The organism is Mongoliitalea daihaiensis, assembly GCF_021596945.1.
Classification (GTDB): domain Bacteria; phylum Bacteroidota; class Bacteroidia; order Cytophagales; family Cyclobacteriaceae; genus Mongoliitalea; species Mongoliitalea daihaiensis.
In genome coordinates, this window is the sequence record NZ_CP063779.1 from 4,219,998 (window position 1) to 4,236,994 (window position 16,997).

Annotated in this window: 15 protein-coding genes; 13 read left to right on the plus strand and 2 right to left on the minus strand. The window is 39.7% G+C overall.

Annotation, left to right across the window (positions count from 1 at the left end):
* Positions 1–30: 30 nt before the first annotated feature.
* The 8 genes from IPZ59_RS17875 to IPZ59_RS17910 all read left to right on the plus strand — a co-directional run bounded on the left by IPZ59_RS17875 (position 31) and on the right by IPZ59_RS17910 (position 11,255).
* Positions 31–330 carry a nucleotidyltransferase family protein gene (locus IPZ59_RS17875; protein WP_236137408.1) on the plus strand — a complete coding sequence of 100 codons (300 nt, stop codon included), beginning with the start codon at positions 31–33 and terminating at the stop codon, positions 328–330.
* Positions 323–679: a HepT-like ribonuclease domain-containing protein gene (locus IPZ59_RS17880; protein WP_236137409.1), complete on the plus strand. Its 357-nt coding sequence runs from the start codon at positions 323–325 to the stop codon at positions 677–679. Before IPZ59_RS17875 ends, IPZ59_RS17880 begins: the two co-directional genes overlap by 8 nt.
* A 169-nt stretch (positions 680–848) precedes the next feature.
* Positions 849–2,843, plus strand: coding sequence for a urocanate hydratase (locus IPZ59_RS17885; RefSeq protein WP_236137410.1), 1,995 nt, complete (start codon positions 849–851; stop codon positions 2,841–2,843).
* 31 nt (positions 2,844–2,874) lie between these two features.
* Positions 2,875–3,057: a hypothetical protein gene (locus IPZ59_RS17890; protein ID WP_236137411.1), complete on the plus strand. Its 183-nt coding sequence runs from the start codon at positions 2,875–2,877 to the stop codon at positions 3,055–3,057.
* A 213-nt stretch (positions 3,058–3,270) separates the two neighbouring features.
* On the plus strand, positions 3,271–3,489 hold the full coding sequence (locus IPZ59_RS17895) for a DUF6364 family protein (RefSeq protein WP_236137412.1): 219 nt from the start codon (positions 3,271–3,273) through the stop codon (positions 3,487–3,489).
* Positions 3,490–3,700: 211 nt separating this feature from the next.
* Positions 3,701–5,110: a TlpA family protein disulfide reductase gene (locus IPZ59_RS17900; RefSeq protein ID WP_236137413.1), complete on the plus strand. Its 1,410-nt coding sequence runs from the start codon at positions 3,701–3,703 to the stop codon at positions 5,108–5,110.
* Positions 5,111–5,561: 451 nt separating this feature from the next.
* Positions 5,562–9,779: a DUF7507 domain-containing protein gene (locus tag IPZ59_RS17905; RefSeq protein ID WP_236137414.1), complete on the plus strand. Its 4,218-nt coding sequence runs from the start codon at positions 5,562–5,564 to the stop codon at positions 9,777–9,779.
* A 147-nt stretch (positions 9,780–9,926) separates the two neighbouring features.
* Positions 9,927–11,255 carry a Gfo/Idh/MocA family protein gene (locus IPZ59_RS17910; protein WP_236137415.1) on the plus strand — a complete coding sequence of 443 codons (1,329 nt, stop codon included), beginning with the start codon at positions 9,927–9,929 and terminating at the stop codon, positions 11,253–11,255.
* A 224-nt stretch (positions 11,256–11,479) separates the two neighbouring features.
* Here the strand turns inward: IPZ59_RS17910 and IPZ59_RS17915 are convergent, their stop codons facing one another.
* A complete protein-coding gene (locus IPZ59_RS17915; RefSeq protein ID WP_236137416.1) occupies positions 11,480–12,112 on the minus strand; it encodes a hypothetical protein in 633 nt (210 codons plus the stop codon).
* The gene (locus IPZ59_RS17920) at positions 12,109–12,540 is read right to left on the minus strand and encodes a hypothetical protein (RefSeq protein ID WP_236137417.1); all 432 of its coding nucleotides are present in this window, start codon (positions 12,538–12,540) and stop codon (positions 12,109–12,111) included. Before IPZ59_RS17920 ends, IPZ59_RS17915 begins: the two co-directional genes overlap by 4 nt.
* Before the next feature lie 261 nt (positions 12,541–12,801).
* Here IPZ59_RS17920 and IPZ59_RS17925 point away from each other — a divergent pair, with 261 nt between their 5' ends.
* From IPZ59_RS17925 to IPZ59_RS17945, 5 genes are read left to right on the plus strand one after another with little or no spacing between them, the layout of a single operon-like run.
* On the plus strand, positions 12,802–13,371 hold the full coding sequence (locus IPZ59_RS17925; protein ID WP_236137418.1) for an RNA polymerase sigma factor: 570 nt from the start codon (positions 12,802–12,804) through the stop codon (positions 13,369–13,371).
* A complete protein-coding gene (locus IPZ59_RS17930; RefSeq protein ID WP_236137419.1) occupies positions 13,364–14,104 on the plus strand; it encodes a hypothetical protein in 741 nt (246 codons plus the stop codon). The genes IPZ59_RS17925 and IPZ59_RS17930 overlap by 8 nt, the downstream gene beginning before the upstream one ends.
* Positions 14,105–14,117: 13 nt before the next feature.
* Complete coding sequence (locus IPZ59_RS17935) at positions 14,118–15,164, plus strand: hypothetical protein (RefSeq protein WP_236137420.1); 1,047 nt, start codon at positions 14,118–14,120, stop codon at positions 15,162–15,164.
* 12 nt (positions 15,165–15,176) lie between these two features.
* Complete coding sequence (locus IPZ59_RS17940; RefSeq protein WP_236137421.1) at positions 15,177–15,983, plus strand: hypothetical protein; 807 nt, start codon at positions 15,177–15,179, stop codon at positions 15,981–15,983.
* Between the two features lie 12 nt (positions 15,984–15,995).
* Positions 15,996–16,922, plus strand: a complete 927-nt coding sequence (locus tag IPZ59_RS17945) for a DUF4097 domain-containing protein (RefSeq protein WP_236137422.1) — start codon at positions 15,996–15,998, stop codon at positions 16,920–16,922.
* Positions 16,923–16,997 lie beyond the last annotated feature (75 nt).

Here is a 16,997-nt window from a genome sequence, read left to right on the forward strand (position 1 = left end):
AGAATTGAAATAATTTCTTAAATTAAGCCTATGAAAAAAGTGAATTTGTCTAAATCAGCGATTGAGTTGCTTTGTGAAAAATATAAAGTGGAGGAGCTCTATGTTTTTGGTTCTGCTGTAACCGGTAAAATGACAGATGAATCGGATATTGATTTTTTGGTGAAATTTAAAAATTTTGACCTCAACAATTATTTTCTCAACTACCTAGAACTCAAAACCGCTTTAGAAATGATGACTGGAAGAAAGGTTGACTTAATTGAAAAGCAAACCTTGAAAAACCCTTTTTTAATCCAATCCATAGAAAAATCCAAAGAACTTCTTTATGGATGAAAAAATATTGAAATGGTTATACGACGTTCAATTTGCTGGGCTAGAAATTGAGGATTTTCTTAATCAGCATAAAATTGAGTCTGCCATTGATTACAGACAAAATATACTCCTGAAAAAGGCTATTGAGAGAAACTTAGAAATAATCGGAGAAGCGATCAATAGAATAGTGAGGAAAGACGATACTTTTTACAATATCATTCCTGAATCTCGGTCAATTATTGGTTTAAGAAACGTGATAATTCATGCTTATGACGGCATTTCAGATGAAATGATCTGGTCAGTGGTAACTTTTCATCTACCTAATTTAATGAGACAAGTGCAAATAATTATCTCAAATTCTAACTCATAATTCGATTTAGGCATTAGTAATAATCCAATAACCATCAATATCTAGCCTAACAACCACCGATATCACAAAGTCAATATCCAATATCGCGTAGCTGATATCTAAGAATATCTACCAATATCAGTTAATAAGAACCCCAAAACTACACTTCAAAATAATCCTGTAAAAAGCCATGATCTTCCAAGACCAAATAACCCAAGGCATCCCCTCTACCCTACCCTCTAAAAAAGATCCCAACCCTGATTTTTCACATGCGCCCAAGCGTAAGGATATCTTGAGTGTGGAGGAAAAAAAGTTGGCGGTGAGGAATGCCCTGAGATATTTTCCGAAGGCTTGGCATGCGGAATTGGCAAAGGAGTTTTTTGAAGAGTTACAGGAATATGGAAGGATCTACATGTACCGGTTTATACCGGACTATGAGATGTATGCGAGGCCGATTTCGGAATATCCTGCCAAAAGCCAGCAGGCAGCTGCCATTATGCTCATGATCCAAAACAACCTGGACCCAGCTGTGGCCCAACATCCACAAGAACTGATTACCTACGGAGGAAACGGGGCCGTATTCCAAAACTGGGCCCAGTACCTGCTCACCATGCAATACTTGTCAGAGATGACAGACGAGCAAACCCTCCACATGTACTCCGGTCATCCCATGGGCCTTTTCCCTTCATCCAAGGATGCGCCAAGGGTTGTGGTGACTAACGGCATGATGATCCCGAACTATTCCAAGCCGGATGATTGGGAGAAATACAATGCCCTCGGCGTCACCCAGTATGGACAGATGACCGCCGGTTCGTATATGTACATTGGCCCCCAAGGGATTGTGCACGGCACGACCATAACGGTGATGAATGCTTTTAGAAAAAAACTAGGCGCAGCCATCAACCCTAAAGGAAAGGTTTTCCTGACCGCAGGTTTGGGAGGCATGTCAGGCGCCCAACCCAAAGCAGGAACTATTGCAGGCTGTATCACCGTTTGTGCAGAAGTTAACCCCAAAGCCGCTCTTAAAAGGCATGAGCAAGGCTGGGTAGATGAATTGATTGATGATTTGGATGGATTGGTTGCAAGAGTAAGAAAGGCCCAAGTAAACAAAGAAGTGGTATCCATTGCCTATCTGGGCAATATAGTGGATGTATGGGAGAAGTTTGACGAGGAAAATATCACCGTAGAACTCGGTTCGGATCAGACCTCCCTTCACAATCCATGGGCGGGTGGATATTATCCTGTGGGTTTGAGTTTCGAGAAGTCCAATGAACTGATGGCCTCCAACCCTGAATTATTCAAAATCAAAGTTCAGAAATCCCTACGTCGACACGCTGCAGCAGTCAACAAACATGTGGCCAAAGGAACTTACTTTTTCGACTACGGCAATGCGTTTCTATTAGAAGCATCCCGTGCCGGGGCTGAGGTAATGGCCGAAAATGGTATTGATTTCCGCTATCCTTCCTATGTGCAGGATATTTTGGGACCCATGTGTTTTGATTATGGTTTTGGACCATTCCGTTGGGTATGTACTTCTGGCAAAGCGGAAGACCTAGAGAAAACCGATCAGATAGCACTGCAAGTCATGAGGGAGATTAAAGCTTCAGCCCCTATCGAAATCCAACAACAGATGCAGGACAATATTCAATGGATAGAAGAAGCTGGTAAAAATAAGCTGGTAGTAGGTTCACAGGCACGTATCCTCTACGCCGATGCAGAAGGTCGGATCAAAATCGCAAAAGCCTTCAACAAAGCCGTAAAGTCAGGAGAACTCTCTGCTCCCATTGTTTTGGGAAGAGATCATCATGATGTCAGTGGCACAGACTCCCCTTTCCGAGAAACGAGCAATATCTACGATGGCAGTAAATTTACCGCAGACATGGCTATTCACAACGTAATCGGTGACAGTTTTCGTGGTGCAACATGGGTTTCCATCCACAATGGAGGCGGTGTAGGCTGGGGTGAAGTAATGAATGGAGGTTTTGGTATGCTTCTCGATGGTAGCAAAGAGGCTGGCCGCAGACTCCAATCCATGTTGTTCTATGACGTCAATAACGGCATTTCCCGCAGGGCCTGGGCCAGAAATGAGGAGGCTTTGTTTGCAATCAAACGGGAAATGGAGAGGACTCCTGGATTGAAAGTAACGCTACCGGAGATGGTCGATGAGGATTTGTTGGAATATTAAAAAATGACTAAATTACCTAAAAACTATACCCATGTTAACAAAGTCACAAGTAAAGAAACAATTGGAAAATCTTCCTGAAGAGTTTTCATTAGATGAACTCGTGGAACAATTGATATTTATTCAAAAAGTCGAAAAAGGCTTAAAGGACTCTGATGAAAATAAGATTATAACTGAAAGAGAATTAGATAAAAAAATAGAAAAATGGTTCGAATAAATTAGCCTTTTTAAATGATGAAAATATTAGAATGCTAACAGAGGGGAGTTACCTAATTATTTAAAAAATAATTGATATAAATAGAATCGATATTCTAACTGTTCATCATGCCGCAAGAGACTTGAGTAGAAGAAATCTTGGGTTTTAATGAGAGTTTTCTTTCGATAAAACTCAAAATTTCAGCAAATTAAATCAAATAAACCAACTGTTAACTTGTGTTCCCGAACACCAACAAACTCTTTTTATGCCAAAAATCAAAAAGTAAGCCTTTCAAGTCTAATCGAAAACTATTTACATAGCTTAACTCAAAGACAAGAAAAAGATAGAAAGATTAGTCATCTGGTTGAAAGTCTAACTGGAGTGATTCAGAACTCGGATGAAAACAAAGATAAAGAGGAGTATTATGACTATTTAGAAAAGAAATACTCCTAAATGGAAAGGCTTTTTGTAGACACCATCATTGTGCTAGACCTTCTTCAAAAGCGAGAAGATTTTTTTAAAGACGCACAAGAACTTTTTACCTTAGCAGATGAAGGCAGAGTGGAATTATACATATTATTCCTGGAACTAATTAAGGCCTTAATTTTTGTGCTTTCATCAAAATTTACTAAATTTTAAGGCTCTATTTCTTAAAACCTTCACCATGAGACAATCATCTATAATAATTCTTTTGGCTACACTTGTGATGTTAAGTTGCAATCAGCCCGAAAAATTCAACCCTACGATCATCATTGCAGGTACACTTTCAAACAGCAATGACAAAGAAATTACGGTCTATTTGGAACAAGAAATTGCCAAAACGACGATATCAGAGGATGGCAATTTCAGAATTACATTTGAAGCAGAGGAATCCGAATATTATTACATCAGCACAGGAGTGGAAGCCTTCTCCCTTTTTCTAAGTCCTGGGGATAGCATTTTTGTGGAGGCAAGCTTGGAATCATTGGATGACACATTCAAACTTCATGGAGACCTTGCAGCAGAAAACACCTACCTTTTCGAAAAGGACAAATACTCCAAAGAGAGCGGTATAAATAATCCTATTGAGCTTATGGCACTGAACAAGGAAGCGTATTTTACCAAAAAGGATGAATTTTTTAGCAAGCTCTCATCAACATTGGATGTTTTAAAAACGGAAGAAACTGTAAACAAAGAATTTATCAAACTAGAGGAGGCATTTATTAGCTATCAACCGCTGTACATGGACAACCAATATCCCATGTACCACGCCTACATCAAGAAAATTCCACGTGATTCTGTTGACTTCCCTATGGATGAAGTGAAAGAAAAACTCCGTCAGCTTGACCTCTCACGCGAAGATTTACTCAAATCGGGAGTCTATAAATCTCTCATTGACAGCAGAATCAGTGAAGAAGTCAGCCAATTAATGAAGCAAGACTCCACCCTGAAAGGCAGCGAGGAAGGTTATGAGAAAGCTAGATTTATAGCCATGGATAATTTACTCAAAAATCAAGCTATTAAAGACCAACTGCTTTTTGATTTCATCAAATCCAATCTTGAATATAGAGGGCCCGTGCATGTAAAGTCTTCCCTTGAAAAGTTTGAAGTAGAAAATCAAAGTCCCAAACTCCTAGCCAAACTCGATGAAATCAAGCAAAAATGGGAACCGATTATGCCCGGAAAGGAAGTTCCTGACTTCAATTTTGTCAACATCGAAGGTGAACCTGTCAAGCTAAGTGACCTCAAAGGAAACCTTGTTTACATCGATATATGGGCCACTTGGTGCGGACCATGCATCGCAGAACACCCGCATTGGGATAAAATGAAAGAGGAATACACAGACAAGCCAATCTCTTTTCTGACAGTATCCATAGACAATAGCAAAGAACCATGGGAAAAAATGGTCAACGCTAAGAATATGGAAGGCTTGCAGTGGTTTGCAGAAAATGCCTGGAAATCTGACATTGCCCAACACTTTATGGTCAATGCTATTCCAAGATTCTTATTATTGGACAAAGAAGGTAAGGTAATTGATCCCTCAGCAGATAGACCATCTGGAAAAATCAGAGAAACGGTGGATAAGTATTTGTAAAACACATCAGAGTATGATAACTGACAAATATATTTGACTACAATATTTAATTATTCAACACTCCAAAAGTAGTTAATGGCTTCGGTCAGAAGACTACTTTTGGATTTAAATTTTTCCTTCCTTGTAGCCATTTCTAAAGCAGCTCCAACCAAACTTTTTGAAAATACTTGGTATTTATAAAATGATTTATTTTTTTTAATGAAACATCTAGTTTTATTGAAACTATTTCTTATTTTTCAAAACATTTTCCATTTATAGATAATCTAATCATTGACTTTAACATACCCGTCAACGATACATAGTTTTTAACTTCTAGCATTTGGTAAAATGATTAGTAATTGAGTTTCAAAGGAAAAAGCATGGTCTTCAAATCACACAATTATCATCTCTTATGGCTGTGCTATCAAATTACTTTTTAAGTAACTCAAGCGTTAGAAAGTTACTCTTACTTATGCTGATTACTTTCAATTTTAGCATAGGTTCTCAGGCACAAAATGATAGTCCAATACCATTTAGACATAGAGTAGGTCAATCTGCACCCGAAGGAAATATTTACAGAATTAAGGGGGACTTTACCATGATCGGTAATTCCAATCTGAGGATGTTAAACTATACTGACTCTTCCCACAATTCACTAGATCAGGCCATCTACATAGATATAGACAATGATCCAAGTACATTTAATTCCTCCTCAGCTACCTTAGTTTTTTCAGAAGAAAATGATGCTGACCCCAACTGTTCGGAAATCCGTTATGCGGGCCTTTATTGGTCTGGAAGAACTATTCTTGGATCAGGTGTTAATTTTGATATCACCAAAAATACTATCCCAGGAGAAACAAAAACCTTTATTAATGAAGAGGTTATCCTTAGTGGATTAGATGATGACCAAAATGAATATTTAGGATTAAGTATACTCAAGTTTGTGGATGAAACCGGAGAAGTAAATACAATATCATTTTCTGTATTGGATTCACTCGGTAATTTTATAATTGCTTTTCTTTTTGAAAACGGAAGCTCCGTCAAATACTCCATCGATGGAAATAATTACAATGACGTTGAAAACTTAGAGTTAGCAACTGAGGACGGTGTCATCACTGCAACATTTGACTCAATCCACATGATACGTGATGAGTTGACGTTTTCATTTGGTAAACTCTCTATTGAGGAAAAATATGAAAGTGCATCTACTAATTCAGAAAACACCCTGGTCCACATAGTTTTCAATGGAAGTCATACCTTTTTTTTACCATTTACGAATAGCTTGGACAAAAGAAAAGTTAAATTAAAAGGACCTAATTCCAGCAATTACACCGAAATCATAGCTGATGGGAATGCTCTCCTTTTTCCTCAGGAAGCGTATGCTGAAATTTTTGTAGGGTACGCTGATATCACTGATTATGTGAAGCAACAAGGACTTGGGGAATATACAGTAGCTGATATAGCTTTACACGAAAGTTACTCCGACCAAACGGGATTCTTTGGCAGCTGGGGTATTATTGTGATTTATCAAAACTCCAAGATGAGCTGGAGAGACATCACCATATTTGATGGGTATTCCTTTGTTGAGGCTAAGAATGGGCAAGAAAATACCCTAGAACTAGAAATCAGTGGATTTGGAACAGTAAACTCGGGTCCGGTAGCTCTAAAACTTGGCTTGATGGCAGGAGAAGGCGATAGACCAACAGGAGGGGATTTCTTTGAAATTATCGATCAAAAAGGTGATTGGGTCAGGTTAAGTCATCCTAAAAACACCCCTGACAACTTTTTCAATTCCACTATCTATACGCCTGTAAAAAATTCATTAAACCAACTTGTCCCTACTCCAAGATATCCGAATTTAATTAATAACGTTGGCGTGGATATCGTCCAATGGGACATAGAAAATCCTGACAACAGTATCCTCACCAATAACCAAACCAGCACGCGATTCCGCTTTGGTACGAGGCAAGATTTATATACCATTTACAATCTGGCGTTTTCTGTTTTAAGTTATATTCCAGAGATACAAGTTCTCAATCAAGTAAGTCAGATCAATGGCACTACTGTCTCTACAGACCCAGCTGTAGCACCAGGAGACGAAATTACTTACACTGCTGAAATCCGAAACTTAGGTACAGAGGAAGTTAAGGACGGCAAAATCACCATACCTCTACCCTACACAACTACCTTCGTTTCTGCTACCACTATCCCTAGCAATTATGGGAGCGTTATCTTTGATCCTAGTATGGGGGTAAACGGAACTATTATTTGGGAAATTGGTGAGATTCCATTACCAGAATCTAGTAATGATATCATCGCCACCCTAGTTTACACGGTGAAAGTGACCGAAGATTGTTCGATTTTGACTTTAGCAAGCTGTGAAAGCAATGTAACGATGGAAGGCTTTGTCTCCGGGATAGGCAAAAATTCAGGAAATGAATTCACTAATTTACCCTTCGTTTATGAAATCAAAGAAGGATTATGTGAAGGAGAAGAGATCAATACACCGCTCAAAATCCCAATTATCAATCGTGCGGAGTTTGTTGCTGCCAATTGTCCGGAATTCAATGATTTTTCTGGTATAAACACCACAGATTTACCTGTTTTCTGTCTAGGTGATGTTCCTATTGATTTGATCAATCTTATTAAACCAAGTAATCCCCATAGTCAAATTTATTTTTACACGCAGGAAATAGGTGGAACACCGTTGAAAAATTACCTAGTAAACACCTACATGGTAGGACTGACTACCATTTGGGCTGCCCAAGGCTTGGATAGTGAATGTACTGGCCCAAGAGTTCCTTTGAAAATAGAGGTAATAGCTAAGTCTCCTGCACCACATGTAGAAAACAGAATGATCTGTTTGGGTACTAGCGAAGCCGGTTTTCAAATAACTCAGCATGACGGCTATGAGCTCAACTACTACTTAGACGATTCTCCACTTTCTTCTCCGCTAGGAAGCATTCCAAGTATCGACCCTACAAAACCAGGACTCTATCATATCTGGGTCAGTCAATTCAAAGATGGGGAATGTGAAAGTGATCGGGTAAAGGCCGAAACAAGGGTGTATGATTGTAATTTAGTTCCGAGTATCTCCATAGAAATAGAACCTGATATCAAACTATATACATACGAGGGACAAATCATCACCTTTACTATAACTGTAAGCAATACTGGAGGAATTCCGTTAACAAACATCCGAGTTCCAGAAGATCTCACTGGAAACGAATGGACAATTCCAGAACTTTTACCCGGCGAATCCCGCAGTTTTACCTTTACATACCCCATTTCATTGTATGATGCACATACTACTTCCGTGCAAGCTTCTGCATCTGCTAATGGAATGAGTTTCTTAGGAAATGTATTTTCCTATAACTATACAGTTATTTACCGTTTACCTGACTATTTTAAGGATTATCAAGTGACGACTATATTCGCAAAATGTATCCCTAATCAGAATAACACCGGCACATTAATTATCAAATTCAGTGAAATTAATGTCACCGGGCATATCGAACTCTTTGAGGATGGAAAGTCTGTATATAAAAGCTATTTCGACCCTACCGATGAACTAAGAGTCGAGATTAAACCAGGAAATTATCAAATCGGATTCAGCACCTTTTATGGATTGGAAATAATCAGTACCGACATTTATACCATTGAAGGCCCTGCAACGGCGAGATTTGAGTTAGTGGAAGATGATGTTTATGCATGTACTGCTTATACACTTTTACCCTTATCAGAAGAAAGCCTGATCTATGATGTTTTTGACCCTACGGGTAGCATAATTCCCCAAGAAAGTTCTGGAGGATACCTGTTGACATTATCCGGAAAGTACAGAGTCATTGGCAAGGATCCTGAGGGAGTCAAATGTAGTGTTGAAAAATCAATGCAAGTCACGATTCCAGCCGTGGATACTATCGACTTAATCATTGGATCTTTTTGCCAAAATGATTACTTCACTACTGTTGAAATTACAGAAACGACACTTGGCGACCAAATCCAATGGTCAAGCCAATCAACTGATGGTTGGGTTCCTATGACAGCATTTGATGAACAGAGGACTATAGAACTAACTGAACCAGGTACCTATTTAGTAACCAAGACCAATCCAAGTGGGTGTATCGTTGGAAGAAGAGAATTTATAGTGGCTAGAACTCAACAATCCCCTCCTAACATGGCTGCACTGTATACCATTTGCCCTACCAAACAAGGCAGTCAGACTATTTCCATTTCGAATCAATTCAAAGACCATGTTTGGTTTTTTGAGGATAAAGTTATCAGCGAGGATGCACAAGTCAGACCTACGGAGGCAGGCCGATATACATTGCTGGCGGCAGACATGACCGGTTGTGCTTTTTCTGTGGAGTTTGATGTTGAAATCACTTGTGAACCAACCTTAATTTATTCAAATGCTATCAAACTCGGCGCAGAAAACCAAGGTTTAATCCTGTATCCTGACAATCTTATCGGAAGTATTTCTATCCAAGTCTTCAATCGCTGGGGCGAACTCATCTACTCTTGCCTAGACTCCTCCCCTACAAACCGAGCACCCTCTTTATGCTTTTGGGATGGTACCGTTAATGGTAAAGATGCTATAACAGGAAGTTACTCACTCTTGATAAAATATACCCTCAAAGGAGAAGATAAAATACATACTATACGGGATATGATTATGGTCCTACAATAAGTTAAAAAAGCATCCTCGTATTAGTTTAAGTTCAGTAATCAAACCTCTCTTTTTTTCTCCTGATAAAAAGTGTATATTCAACACTTCACGATTTTCCCTAGAAAAAATAGTGAATTCAGAAATTCAATAAACCTAACCTTCAAACCTATGAACACCAGAAGAAAATTTTTGCAAAAAAGCCTACTTGCCACCGCAGGCCTGAGTATGCCTACCCTAGTAACAGCAGATGAATTTTTCAGAAGCTATGGCCGCATTCCCGCCAGTGACCAATTGAATGTGGGAGTCATTGGCTGTAAAGGTATGGGCTGGTCCAATATGAGTGCCTTGTTGAAAAACCCAGCGGTTAACTGCATTGCCTTGGCTGATATTGATCAGCAAGTATTGGATCAACGCTCAGGAGACGTAGTAAAAGCAAGAGGCAAGAAACCTACCCTGTATAAGGATTATCGCAAAATGCTGGAAAATAAGGATATTGATGTGGTCGTCATTGGCACGCCAGACCATTGGCACTGTCTAAACCTCATCGATAGCTTGGAAGCAGGCAAGCATGCTTATGTAGAAAAACCTCTTGCCAATTCCATTGAAGAGTGTCAACTCATGGTAAAGGCCACTGAGAAATATGGGAAAATGGTACAAGTTGGGCAATGGCAACGCAGTGGCTCTCAATACAGTCAAGCTATTGATTTTGTAAAGTCCGGTCAATTGGGAAATATCCGACTCGTCAAATGCTGGGCCTATCAGGGCTGGATGAAGCCTGTTCCGATCAAAAATGACAGCGCTATACCTGCAGGAGTCGACTACAATATGTGGCTAGGCCCTGCCCCCAAGCGTGCTTTCAATGAAAATCGCTTTCATTTCAATTTCCGTTGGTTTTGGGATTATGCAGGTGGATTGATGACCGACTGGGGTGTTCATGAACTAGATATTGCCCTATTCGCAATGGGTGCATCCGCTCCTAAGTCAGTGATGGCTTCCGGTGGTAAACTCGCCTACCCAGATGATGCTTCCGAAACTCCCGATACCTTGCAAGCTGTCTATGAATACGATGGTTTCAATCTTTTATGGGAACATGCCACAGGTATTGACGGTGGCAACTATGGCTATGGAGAAGGCATTGCATTTATCGGTAACAACGCCACATTGGTTGTCAACAGAGGGGGCTGGGAGGTTATTTCTGAAAAAGATAATGGAGTAGCTCGAACAGAAGCTATTCAAAAAGTGAGACCCGAAGGCAATGCCTTGGAAAAACACATGGAAAACTTTTTACAAGCGATCAAAAGCGATGATGCTTCTCTCTTAAATTGTGGAGTAGAGACTGGAAGTGTCGCAGCTATCAATGCGCACATGGGCAACATTGCCTTTAAGACAGGTCAGAAAATTTACTGGGATCAGGAAAAATCCTTATTCACCAATACCGAAGCCAATAAACTAGTCAAGGCTGAGTATCACAATGGATGGAAATTACCTCAAGTATAGCTTTCTTATACTTTTTCTTTTTTTGGATAAATAATAAAAAACAAAACTGCTACCAATAAAACTGCAAAGCCTTACTGAGGAGGTCTTTTCCCATCCCACTGGTAAGGATTATAGAAACATATAATTTTTGTCATCCTCTTCTATGACTTTATTTTTCTTGAATGGTTAAATAAAAAGGAACCATATAAGGAATGTAAAAGCATAGAGGTTTTAATCTACTTCACTTAATACAACTCTAATAAAATCCCAATACTACCACGTACATCAGTTGCTCGCTCCAAATAAGGCCTGTCAAATGCGTTGATAACAAGCTGATTTCCCCGAAAAATTCCTGAACCAATCGCTCCAGTGAGATAGACTCGATGAATTTGAGGCTCTTTAAGCAGTTGGTATTTGACTCCAATATTCCCATAAAAATGCTGATAATCGAGCAGAAAGCGTTGAGGACTTTCTCCATGCACCACCACTAGTGCCCCATACCCTATATCTGTTCGAACTTGAAATTTTTCAACAATAGGAATATCATAAAAAATAAATATCCCCGAATCCCGAAAGCGTGTACGTTCAAAGAATCCCCCAAGAAACTGATTATCCAAAATCTTGGCTCCCTGAGCACCTGCAAATAGGCCAATTCCTGGATAGCCTTCAAAACCAAATGTCATTTTAAGTTGATAACCGGGGTTGATTTGATACGTATCGGCCAAATAGCTTCCACTTATAAAATTTCTGTAAGTCCCCTCCAAAGCAAACCCAAACAAGACAGCAGGTTTCTTTTGGTTAATTCCTGTAGTCTGGGCAAGTAAAACTTGACCTATCAAGCAAATAAATACACTTAAAGAAAGTAAAAACCGCTTCATGGTCTCAGTAATTGGATTAATCCTACATTGACCACTCCATCTGCACCTCTCTGGCCATCGCTTACAGGGTAAATAGATTGGGTAAACTCTTGGTCAAATTGCTCAAACAGAAGTAATTCAGGTTCTGATGCTTTAATTCCGTAAAAAGCATCAAAATTCCTTCTTGGAACAATAAATCTAAATTCCCCAAGCGCATTCGTTCGCTGTTCGTAGATTATTCGATCAAATGTCATTTCCCCTTCTCTATTCCACCAATCAGGATTTTCTACAAAAAATAATTCCACTCCTGCGATGGGCCTTCCATCCGCATCTACAATCGCACCCAAAAACGTGGTGAAGTTATTGTTTTCAAACTCCTTACAAGCTGTTATAACAATCCCTAGCAAAACCACGATCACACTATATACAATCAACCGATGCCTCATCATTCAACTAATTAAAATCGACTAAATATACTGTTTAAAATCAATATTCACGAATCCCAACCAAAAACCTTCCATATTTGCCCGTATCTTTCCAAGCAAGTTGATAGTATCTGGCTGTAAAAAAATTAAGTTCCACAAAACACCCTTCTATCATTCTGATTAAAAGCATTTTAAACTATCTTGAAAAAAAATTTCAGAATTTTTAACATTCCCATGCAACCTTCTTTCCAACTTCTGTATCTACCTATTTGAACCCAAACCAATATGTTTTTTCGAAAAAGCTACCATACAGAAGACGAACTCTTGGAAGGTTGCCAAAATGGCGACAAAAAGGCCCAACGAGCCCTGTATGAGCGCTATTCTTCGAGATTCTTTGCCATATGTCTTCGCTACACCAAAGATCGCTTTGTAGCTGAAGATGTCTTGGTAGAAGGATTTATGAAAATTTTCGAAAGACTACATCAGTTTGAAAACAAAGGAAGCTTTGAAGGCTGGATGAAAAAAATCATGGTGACACAGGCATTGTTGAAACTTCGATCTAACAAACATCTCAACATGGAGGTGCTGATCGATGAAAATTGGCAGCAAGACAGCAGCAGCTATGAAATCAACCACTTGGAAGCAGAAGATTTACTGGCACTGATAGCTGAATTACCTGTGGGCTATCGAACGGTATTCAACCTCTATGCAATTGAAGGATATTCCCATCAGGAAATTGCAAGCCTCTTGGGAATCACGGAATCAACCTCCAAATCCCAATTAAACAGAGCAAGAGGAGTATTGAAAGAAAAAATTGCAGATCAACAACAGAAGGAAAGGAGCATCAATGGCTAAGGAACAACATCAATTCGACTCATATTTCAAGCAAAAACTTGAAAACCACACCGAAAGCCCCTCCCAACTCGCTTGGGAACGGATTGAAGATGGATTGGGAAAGCCCGAGAAAAAGGTATTTATCGGATGGTACGTAGCTGCTTCTTTGGTGCTGCTCATGGGACTGGGTTATCTCCTGCTGAGACAAGGATCTATGGATGGTACCTTTGTGGAAGAAAATTTGGTTTCGCAACAATTGGAAGAGCTGAGCAATGTGGATGAAACTTCCCTCAGCTCAACTGAAGCTACTTCTGAAATTACTCCAACCTCCTCAGAATCAACTACGGAAATTAGGTCTGCTGAAACAAGCAAAGCATCCAAACCTCAAGTGATGAAAGAGACAGCTCCTGTAATTGAAAGTATCCCTGAAACCATCGCACTGCTGGAAGTAGAAGAAGAATTAATCATCGGTCTTCCGGAATTAGTGCTCCCTGAGCTAACAGTGGATCAAACCATTGCTTTGGTAGATCCAAAAATCACACCTACGATCGAAGAGGAGCCATCTTATACAGTAATCATCCGTTCTTCCGGCATAAAAGCTGAGGCATCTAAGGATAACATAATCGATGAATTAGAAAACAAAGTAGATAAAATCGGGGGCTTTATCAGCCGCGGATTTGCAGACCTGCAGGATGCCAAATCCAACCTATTTGCCCTCAATACCCCTAGAAGAAAAGAAACCAACACAAATTGAAAATCATCAACACATGAAAAAATACATCTTAGTGATTTGCTTAATGGCCTTAGTAAAAATGGCCTTTGGAAATACGCCTGAGAAACTCACAAGCATTTATGATGAGTTTAGAGCACCCCAAGACACCATCATTGTGGAATTTGGAAAGTCTGGTAAAATCATGGTTATCGTTGACAACAAGGAAGACTTTGAACGCCTCAAAAAAATGAATGTCAACCAAATCATCTCCGAGTTAGACTTAGCAGTCGATGAAAAAACAGGTGAGTTGGTAGTCGTGGAAATTCAAAATAAGAAAGGTACGAAGGAAGTGGTCCGCGTGTCAGAGAATGGATTGGAAACCGAAGTAAATGTGGGCGGTATTCGCATCAGTGTTGACGAACGTGGCCCTGACACCAAAGTAAAAGTTGAGACAGGTACCCGTAAAAAATCAGACCCTCCATTTCGCACCTACTTCAACTTGGATTTAGGAATCAACAGTTACTTGAATTCAGAGGGGAGCTTCCCTACCTCCTCTTCTCCTTACGCTACCCGCGGCTGGGGCAGTTGGAACATTGGTCTAAACTGGATGGCCTCCCAACGAATCAGCAAGGGCTTTTACTGGGATTTAGGATTAGGCGTACAGTGGTACAATTTCAAGTTTGAAAATCGCGACTTTCAGGCATTGAGAGGGGATGGAGAAATCGACTTTATCCAACGCACCGATGTAGCAGGGTTCAAAAGCAAGATTTCCGCTTCCTATTTGACTGCACAAAGTTTATTCCGCCTTGATTTTGGCAGAATGAATGATAAAGGAGATAAAGGTATCAAAGTAGCTGTAGGACCGTATGCCGGTTACCGATTGGGAGGACGAAGCAAGTATGTGTACCGTCCTTTAGATGGTGGTGGCCGCAGAAAAGAACACCTACCAACTGGAATCTATCTTAACAACTTCAGATATGGCGTTCGAGGAGAAGTAGGAGTAGGACGTGTAAAATTCTTCTCAACCTATGACCTCAATACCTTATTCCAAGAAGGAGCAGGTCCTGAATTACATCCAATCACATTCGGTATTGTATTTTAATCAAACAACACTATGAAGATTACTATAACCAACTATTTACTACTGCTATTGAGTGTATTTTCTTGGGTGGGAACTGTCTCCGCCCAAGATTCCACAACAACAGAATCGAAAACCGTTCTTAAAGAAAAAAATTACAGACTATTTGGGAGTGAGTGGGAGTATAAAAAATACGATGATGGAACCATGTCTTTTTTAAATACTTTCAGTGATGACGAACCTGTAAAAATAAAAGTAAAAAAAACAGAGACCTCACTCAATTTCGATTTGGGTATCAATCAGTGGATACCAGGTGGATCTGCTCCTCAGGTCAAGCCTTGGGGAAGTTGGGCTTTTGGAATCAATTATGGGGTTCGAAGAAAAATCGGTAATCATTTCTCCATCAAACCTTTGCTTGGAGTCAATTGGTACAATTTTAAATTTGAGGACCGAAATCTCCAAGCCTTGAGAGGACCGAATGGAATTGTATTTGAAGAATTCCAAGCAGGCGGAGGTACCAAATCAAAGATTTCTGCTTCTTATGCCAACTTAACACTCATGAATTATTTCCATAGTAAAAATGAGAATTTCCGAATCGGTATCGGACCCTATGCGGGAGTTCGCTTAGGAGGACGAGGTAAATTTGTTTATCAGGATGAAGACAACCGAAGGAATAAGGAATTCCAACGCGCAAATATGTTTGCCAATGACTTTCGTTACGGGGTTCGAGGCGAAGTTGGCGTAGGAAAAGTTGATATGTTTATCAACTATGACCTCAACGAACATTTTCAATCAACTAAAGGACCTCAGGTCAATACAATCAGTTTTGGTATCATTTTATAAAACAGCACAATCATGAATAGAACAATCAAAATACTCCTAGTGGGTTTAGTATTTCTAGGCTCACTTTCTCCAAGCTTTGCGCAGATAAAAGTATTGGTAGATATCCAAAAACAATTCTCCAATATCGAAAAAGTAGAAGTTTCTGGTGGAGCATTGGAGGTAGAATATACAGGAGGTGAGTTTGCAGAAGTGCAGGTAAACGCTTTCCTGGAGTCCAATAACTATAATCAGGACATCGTTTTTGTAAGCGTAGGAAACGTACTTAAAATCTCTCATAAAGTAGATCAAGGCAATTGGGGAAATAACCGTACAAAAGGGTATATACGGATTACTGGTCCCCGTGAGATGATTGTAGAAATGAGTGGAGGGTCTGGAAGTATCAAAGTAGAAAATATCAATTCTGAAGTAACAAGACTCTCGGTGAGTTCTGGCTCCATCAAAGCAAAAATGATTCAAGGAGATCTATTAGCAACAGCAAGTTCTGGAAGCATTACGTTAGAAAAAATCGATGGTAATATATCCGGAAAAGTAAGTTCTGGGAATGCCAAAATCCTCGATGTTATGGGGGATGTGGAATACGCTTCTTCGAGTGGAGGAATTTCCATCAAAGACGTGGATGGACGTGTCAATCTCCGGTTGACGTCTGGCAATGCTCAAGTAGAGGGTGTTACAAATTTAGGTGATGTATACCTTACTTCGGGAAACTTAAAAGCATCAAAAGTTGGTTTAAGCCCAAATACCCGGATTTCTGGAACTTCAGGAAATTTTACGATTCAAACTTATTCCAACCTTCAAGACTATAACTTCAATATGCGTGCAAGTTCCGGAAATATCACCATTGGGGGATCTCGAGGCGGCAAGAATATGATCATCAATAATGGTTCCGCATATGAAGTAAAGGGCTCAATATCCTCTGGTAATATTTCGATTACTAACTAAGATTGAATAGGAGGAAAAGTTAGCAAAAGCCAGACCCGGCAGGTTTTGAAAACCTGCCGGGTCTCTTGCCGGGTT

Coding starts and splice junctions, on each gene's coding strand:
- IPZ59_RS17875 (WP_236137408.1), top strand. CDS start 31: ATGAAAAAAGTGAATTTGTCTAAATCAGCGATTGAGTTGCTTTGTGAA.
- IPZ59_RS17880 (WP_236137409.1), top strand. CDS start 323: ATGGATGAAAAAATATTGAAATGGTTATACGACGTTCAATTTGCTGGG.
- IPZ59_RS17885 (WP_236137410.1), top strand. CDS start 849: ATGATCTTCCAAGACCAAATAACCCAAGGCATCCCCTCTACCCTACCC.
- IPZ59_RS17890 (WP_236137411.1), top strand. CDS start 2,875: ATGTTAACAAAGTCACAAGTAAAGAAACAATTGGAAAATCTTCCTGAA.
- IPZ59_RS17900 (WP_236137413.1), top strand. CDS start 3,701: ATGAGACAATCATCTATAATAATTCTTTTGGCTACACTTGTGATGTTA.
- IPZ59_RS17905 (WP_236137414.1), top strand. CDS start 5,562: ATGCTGATTACTTTCAATTTTAGCATAGGTTCTCAGGCACAAAATGAT.
- IPZ59_RS17910 (WP_236137415.1), top strand. CDS start 9,927: ATGAACACCAGAAGAAAATTTTTGCAAAAAAGCCTACTTGCCACCGCA.
- IPZ59_RS17915 (WP_236137416.1), bottom strand. CDS start 12,112: ATGAAGCGGTTTTTACTTTCTTTAAGTGTATTTATTTGCTTGATAGGT.
- IPZ59_RS17920 (WP_236137417.1), bottom strand. CDS start 12,540: ATGATGAGGCATCGGTTGATTGTATATAGTGTGATCGTGGTTTTGCTA.
- IPZ59_RS17925 (WP_236137418.1), top strand. CDS start 12,802: ATGTTTTTTCGAAAAAGCTACCATACAGAAGACGAACTCTTGGAAGGT.
- IPZ59_RS17930 (WP_236137419.1), top strand. CDS start 13,364: ATGGCTAAGGAACAACATCAATTCGACTCATATTTCAAGCAAAAACTT.
- IPZ59_RS17935 (WP_236137420.1), top strand. CDS start 14,118: ATGAAAAAATACATCTTAGTGATTTGCTTAATGGCCTTAGTAAAAATG.
- IPZ59_RS17940 (WP_236137421.1), top strand. CDS start 15,177: ATGAAGATTACTATAACCAACTATTTACTACTGCTATTGAGTGTATTT.
- IPZ59_RS17945 (WP_236137422.1), top strand. CDS start 15,996: ATGAATAGAACAATCAAAATACTCCTAGTGGGTTTAGTATTTCTAGGC.